This is a genomic window from Chlorogloea sp. CCALA 695, assembly GCF_003003885.1.
In the GTDB taxonomy this organism is placed as follows: domain Bacteria; phylum Cyanobacteriota; class Cyanobacteriia; order Cyanobacteriales; family Chroococcidiopsidaceae; genus Aliterella.
Genome location: NZ_PVWN01000109.1, coordinates 1 through 6,600, shown reverse-complemented (window position 1 = coordinate 6,600; position 6,600 = coordinate 1). Strand labels below are relative to the sequence as shown.

Genomic DNA, 6,600 nt, shown 5'->3' with positions numbered 1-6,600 from the left:
AAAGCATCACGAATGTTTACTTCTGCCTGCTTGCGCTCAGTGATGTCACGCACAATTACCACATACTCTTGGAAATTGAGAATAGAGGGTTGTGAGATGGTTAATTCAATTGTGCGTAAACTTTGGTAACATTCTAGAGTATGTTCGCTCCGGTTAAGCCATTGCTCTGGTCGCCCTGCCAGATTAGAGAAGAATTTATTTAAGTGATGTCCGAGCAAATGCTGGGTATTTATCTGAAAGAGTTCTTTAGCTGCTGGGTTTGCCTGACGAATTGTACCTTTTTCATCTAGAACTAAAATAGTATCTGGAACAGTGTCAAGAGTAGTGATGAAGATGTTTTTTGCTTTTTGCCTTGCGTCGTCAATAGCTGCAATCTGTGGCAAGGTAGTCCAGCAGGCTATTCCTATTCCTACAAACGACAGCGTTACCAATAGAACAGCCAACAGCGCACCATTATATTCGCTGTTGGCTGTTCTATCTAACTTACCGCTAATAACCCAGCCTATTGTAGTGCTACTACAGATTAACAAAACTAGGACAAGCACCTGTAGCATGATGAAGTCTTGGTTTTTGCTGCTAGGTTTAGCATAATAACGTTGCTGCCACCATTGGGGATGGAATGGCGCGAATGGAAAGCGGCGTAGTAACTTATCTCCCATCAAAATGAAAACAGGTAACACGAGTCCCAGTAATAGATCGTACCAACCCCAAGCAAAACCTCCTATTACCAGGACAATCGCCTCTACTAGGAAAAAAGCCAGTGACCACCAAGGAAATAGCACCTGTGGTTCACTGCGGCGTAACCATAGTCCGAAATGAAGTCCAATAATAGAACTTAGGTAGCTAGTACCTGCCACCACTACTACATGAGATATATCTCCCCAAGCCAAACATAGGAGGCTAAGGATAAAGGTAAGGATGAGAGCGGGTTCTAATACACCTCTTGGAGAAACAACTGTAAATACAGGTGAAAGCTGACCGTCCAAGGCAAGTTGGTACAAGATTCGAGATGTATTGGCAACGGCAGTGGCGCAACTTAGAAGACAACAAAAGGCAATCAAGAGCGTTACTAAAAAAGAAGCTGATTGCCCCCAAAATGGACGGGCTGCTGCTACAAGATTTAAGTATAAATTATCTCCCATCCCTGGCCTAGTCGCCAGTTGCATCAGTACCCAAGAACCACCTATAAATACTGGAGGAATCAGCCAAGCAGACCAAGAGAGAAACCGTAGAGTTTTACCAGGGCGGCGACTATCAGCAACAAAGGAAGAAGCAGTTTCACAGGAGTAGGCAGAAATAGTAGAAATGAAAAACCACTTTGCCCACTCTTCAAAGCTAAGGCTTGACAAGCTACTAGGGAAAAAACCAGGGCTATTAGGTGAGAATGCTAACCATCCAAGCCCTTGAAAGCAAAAAGCAACTAACAATCCAATCGCTGGGATGACGAAAAATAGGTGTAAAATTCCCAAGGCGCGGGTACCGCTCAACCCGACGATAAATGCCAGCGCTATGAATCCAATTTTAAGGAGCGTTTCTGGACAGGTAATACCTAATGGTTCAATGTTGACTTTAATCAAGTCTGTCAGGACAATCGCATAAATTGCTGGAGCCGCTACCCATCCAATGAAATATCCAATTGCTACATAGCTGCCTAAACCATAGAAATTTTTCAGTAACCTGGCTGCGTAGTTTGGCGTTCCTCCAGCTATATTTGGCCAATGCATCCCCAAACGTTGCACTTGTAGGTTCAGCAGCACTGACACAATTACTCCAGGCAACCAGACAAAGATAGCTTTTGGTCCAAGGGCAGCATGAACTATCGGCGCAGTGCCAATCCATCCTACATGACCTGTAAGACCAAAGCCCCAAGTTTCCATCGCACTCAAGCTTCTTGGTAAATGTGCAACTAAAGGTCGTTTCAATAAATCAGTAGCCATTCACGTCTCCTAGTTATTTAAAAGTTGCGGAGTCTTTAAAAAACCGCTATCAACGAAATAAGATAAGTAATTTTGCAACAAGCTAGAGTCAACTACAGGACAGTTGATGACAGTATCTATTAGACCATCAACGGTGTTTTGACGGTCGAAGGATTGCGCTCCTAACCACATTCTCTCTATATAAGTCAAAGGTTCTGTAGATGACTTCTGCGTAAACAGCGATGATAAAGGACTTAAAGTATTCTCTTGGGAATTATTATTTAGCAAAGCTGTTTGCCATTGGTCATAAGCAATCTGCTCCATTGGGTAACCGAAACTTTTAATTTCTTTGATTAGTTGGCGTAAAGGTAATGATTGCGGGTTAATCAGATGAAAAGCTTTGCCTATTGAGGTTTTTTGTCTTGATAAATGAACGATAGCACGGCTGACATAGTCCACAGGAGTAAGATTAATTAACAGATCCAATCTAGGCGCATACCCCAGTTGGATAAAACTTTTAATCATCCTGCATATCAGGTCGTCGGTCTTAGAAACACCTGTTTGGCTATGCCCTGCAACCATTCCTAATCTGTAAATAGAAACAGGAATTCCCCGCTTACCTGCGGTCATTACCAACTTTTCAGCTACCCATTTGCTTTGGGCATATCCATTAGTAAGATCCTCACAGTAAGCTAGCTCATCTTGTTCTTTAATTACTTTCGTTTGGGCATAAGCAGATGAAAGAAAGACATCGAGGGTGGAAATAAAATGTACGGGTTTTGTTTTGATTTGGCTTGCCAATCTCAAGACTTCTTGGGTTCCAGAAACATTCGCGGCTCGCAATGCGACGTAGGGATAAATTAAATTAACAAATGCCCCATTGTGATAAATCCCATCTATTTCCCTCGCCAAGTTCCTAAACTGTTGTTCAGTTAGCCCTAAAAGTGGCTGTGATAAATCTCCTATTACTGGAATAATTCTGGAACTGAGCTTTGGTTCCAAAAATCCTAAATAGTGTTCTAAGTTGCGGCAGACTTTTTGCTTGCCGGACTCAGGAGTTGAGGCCCGGACAAGACAATAGATGCTAGCTTCGGTCTGCTGTAGCAGTTCATGCAGTAAAAAAGCACCGATATAACCTGTTGCTCCTGTCAACAAAACTCGCTGCGGTTCTTTGATTGGCTCAGGGGTGGAAGTAGTAGCGCAAATTGTCGGCTCTAAAACAGCTTCAGCTTCTAAATCTATGCAGCTAATATAGCGTGTAGTAGTATCTTCTAAGTGCAAGAATTGGGCGATCTCTTGAGCAAGTCCAGCGATAGTGGGTGCTTGAAATAAAGATAGCAGAGGTAAATCGACGTGAAAAATTTCTTTGACTTGGAAGAGCATCCCAACTGTAAGTAAAGAGTGTCCTCCTAGCTCAAAAAAGTTGTCGTTGATTCCTATTGGCTCGATTCCTAGCACTTGAGTCCAAATCGCCGCTAACTGATTCTCTATCGAAGTACGAGGTGCAACAAAAGCCTCTAATAAAATTGGTCTAGAGTAGTTTGGTTCAGGAAGACTTCGCCGATCTACTTTACCGTTAGGAGTGAGCGGTAAGCTATCGAGCAGGACAAAAGCAGAGGGAACCATGTATTCGGGCAGCTTGTCTTTGAGTAAGATCCGTAGCTGAGAAACTAGATTACTTGAATCCTTTGCTTGCAGAGATTGATTAGTGTAGGTATTCCAAGGCTTGAGAGTAAATTCACTCTCAGGCCAAGAGACAATACTGCTGTTGTTTGTCTTAGTTTGCTTTGAGCAATGATGCTGAAACACCGCGTCATAGCTAGCAGATCCTTTTGAGCTAGACCAGTTGATGTTAACGCTATAAGGTAACTCTTGGCTCAAGTTCCATAAATCTTCGGGATCGAGCGCTCTATTTTGCTGAGTCGTTTCCTCGATAGCTGCCTGTAAGTCTGCCACAGTTTTAAAGCGATCACTGTTTAATAGTAGTTCGCTGGCGGTGAGGTCTGCTAAGACCCTTGGATTTTTGATCCCAGCGATCCCAAGGATCTCTGGCTGATTCTCGATTAAGCGTTGACGAATCGCTGGTAGTGTTAGCTCCTGCTGCCAGTCCAGCCAAGTAGAAGGACTAGGCGCAGCAGATTCCTCTGATAGATTGTTTGTTACCGTTCCTATTTGGAGGATTACATCGTAGCGGAAGCAAGTTAGCTCATTTTGATGGCGACCGCGCTTGAGTTGAATTTGAACGTGGCTAATCTGAGGAAGATGGTGTTTAAGAGCCGTAAAGAAAGCAGGAGCGATTACTAACTCTTTGTCTTGCCCCATCCGCTCTTGGATGCGTTGCTGGAGGTGAGTAATCGGCATAGAGCCATCAGCAAGATATAGCTGCACTGATGTATGAAAAGCTTCTAGTAGCTCCAGATTGCGGACATCTCCAATAAAAATGTGACCTCCCGATTTGACCACTTTGACCGCACTTTCTAAGACACGTACTAAATAATTAATGCTGGGAAAATACTGGATTACGGAATTGAGTATTACAGTATCGAACGCTTCTGGCTCCAAGTCCTCAAAAGATTCTACGGCTGCTTTTTGCTCAAGAAAAACCTGTGACCAATCATGCGGACTTCGCTGCAACTCTTGGTTGAGGTAACGGACAGCTTCTGGCGCAATATCCGTACCCAAGTAACCAGAGCAATGGGGAGCAATGCGGAATAGCAGTAGCCCTGTACCACAACCGATTTCCAGTACACGGTTAGGGTGTAACGATAGGATTCGCTCTACAGTGTGTTCAATCCACTCGTGCATCTCCCCAACTGAGGTAGGCTGCCCTGTATAGCTATTCTTCCAGCCGTCAATATTAAATGTTGGATCTTGCCCAGTATTTAATTGGCTGTAGGTTTCATTCCATACTTTCTGCCACTGCCAAGTTGATTCCAAATTGGATATCTCTACTTGTAAATGCTGTTGAGCCTCTGGCTGTTGTAGTGGGACTACATAGGCAACTAGGCGTTTGTCCTCTGACAAATCTTGGCGACCAATTACTACAGATTCTCCTACCGCAGGATGCTGGTTGATAATTGCCTCAATTTCTTCTAACTCAATTCGGAAGCCACGAATCTTAACTTGATTATCAATCCGCCCCATTAACTCAATGTTGCCGTCTGGTAGATAGCGACCCAAGTCTCCAGTTCTGTAGAGGCGATCGCCTGGTTCCTTGCTGAAGGGATTAAGCATAAATTTCTCTTTGTTGAGTTCAGGTCGGTTGAGGTAACCTCTTGCTAGACCAGCACCACCAATGTGCAACTCTCCTGGCATTCCTACGGGTACAAGCTTGATTGGATCTCCCTGACGGCGTAGCAGGTAATCTAGAAAATAAATTTGCGTGTTAGCAATCGGTCTACCTATGAGTATCTGATTGTTACTAGGTTCTACTTTGTAAGCTGTTGACCAAACCGTAGTTTCTGTGGGCCCGTACATATTCCAAAGAGAATGTACTCTTTCTAATAGCCGATTAGCTAAGTCTCGGTTTAGTGCTTCTCCAGTACAGATAATTTTTAGCTGTTTGTTACCCTGCCACTCTGTTACCAAAAGCATTTGCCAAGTAGCTGGAGTTGCTAGCATAAATGTAGCGCCTGAGTTTGTTAAGGTCTTAGAAAGCTGTGCTGGATCGGTAGCTACTTCACGGCTGACTAGCACAATGCAAGCGCCAACAACCAAAGGCAAGTAAATATCTGAAGCCGCAATATCGAAGGATATGGTGGTAACTGCTAAAAGGACATCTTGCTTGCTCAGTCCTGGTTCCTGACGTACAGAATTTAAGAGGTTGACGACAGAGCCGTGTTCAACTTGTACCCCTTTCGGATTCCCAGTGGAGCCGGAAGTATAGATAATGTAAGCTAAGTTTTTAGCTGTTACTTGGCTATCTGGGTTATCCGTACTTTGGCTGGAAATTGTTTTCCAATCAGTATCAAGGCATACCACTTGCCCCTCAAATGCTGGGAGCCGATTGAGTTGATTCTGCTGTGTTAGTAGCACTGGTAGTTGAGAATCTTCTAACATAAATGCCAAGCGCTCTTGAGGATATGCTGGATCTAATGGCACATAAGCCCCACCAGCTTTGAGGATGCCTAAAAGTCCTACGACCATATCGAGCGATCTCTCTAAGCAAATTCCTACTAAAACCTCAGCTTCCACCTTTAGAGTCTGTAAGTAGTGTGCTAGTTGATTGGCTCGGCAGTTTAACTCCTGGTAAGTGAGCTGTTTGTCCTCAAAAATTACGGCGACCTTAGTGGGCGTTAACTTTACCTGGACTTCAAACCACTGGTGAATACATATGTCGTTTAGGTAATCGGCTTGGGTGTCATTCCATTCCACGAGTAACTGATGCAGTTGCGCCTTTGTTAACAGTGATAGGTCTAAGGGTTGCTGCTTTGTGCCGTTAATGGGAGCAGCTACTATAATTTCAATTTCTCTGTTCTTTTTAGTCACTAATATCTCCTTGATTGCAAAAGTAATAAGTGTGAGGCTATGGATATAAATCTTGTATTCCTAAAGGCTTCTCAGATTTTTATTCAAGTTGCCCAACATTTGCAAAATTGCATTACTACTTACGCAGTTTTACTTACGCCTTAGCTGGTTATATATAGAGTTCCCAAATAAAGCAGTAATCTCACAGGGGGAAGTG

Annotated in this window: 2 protein-coding genes; both read right to left on the bottom strand. The window is 43.5% G+C overall.

Translation table 11 applies throughout. The features are described from left to right. Positions 1 to 1,937, bottom strand: a 1,937-nt coding sequence (locus tag C7B70_RS24610; protein ID WP_146134166.1) for a PAS domain S-box protein, incomplete at its 3' end; no start/stop codon positions are given. A 9-nt stretch (positions 1,938 to 1,946) separates the two neighbouring features. Beyond that, on the bottom strand, positions 1,947 to 6,404 hold the full coding sequence (locus tag C7B70_RS24605) for an amino acid adenylation domain-containing protein (RefSeq protein ID WP_199192544.1): 4,458 nt from the start codon (positions 6,402 to 6,404) through the stop codon (positions 1,947 to 1,949). Positions 6,405 to 6,600 lie beyond the last annotated feature (196 nt).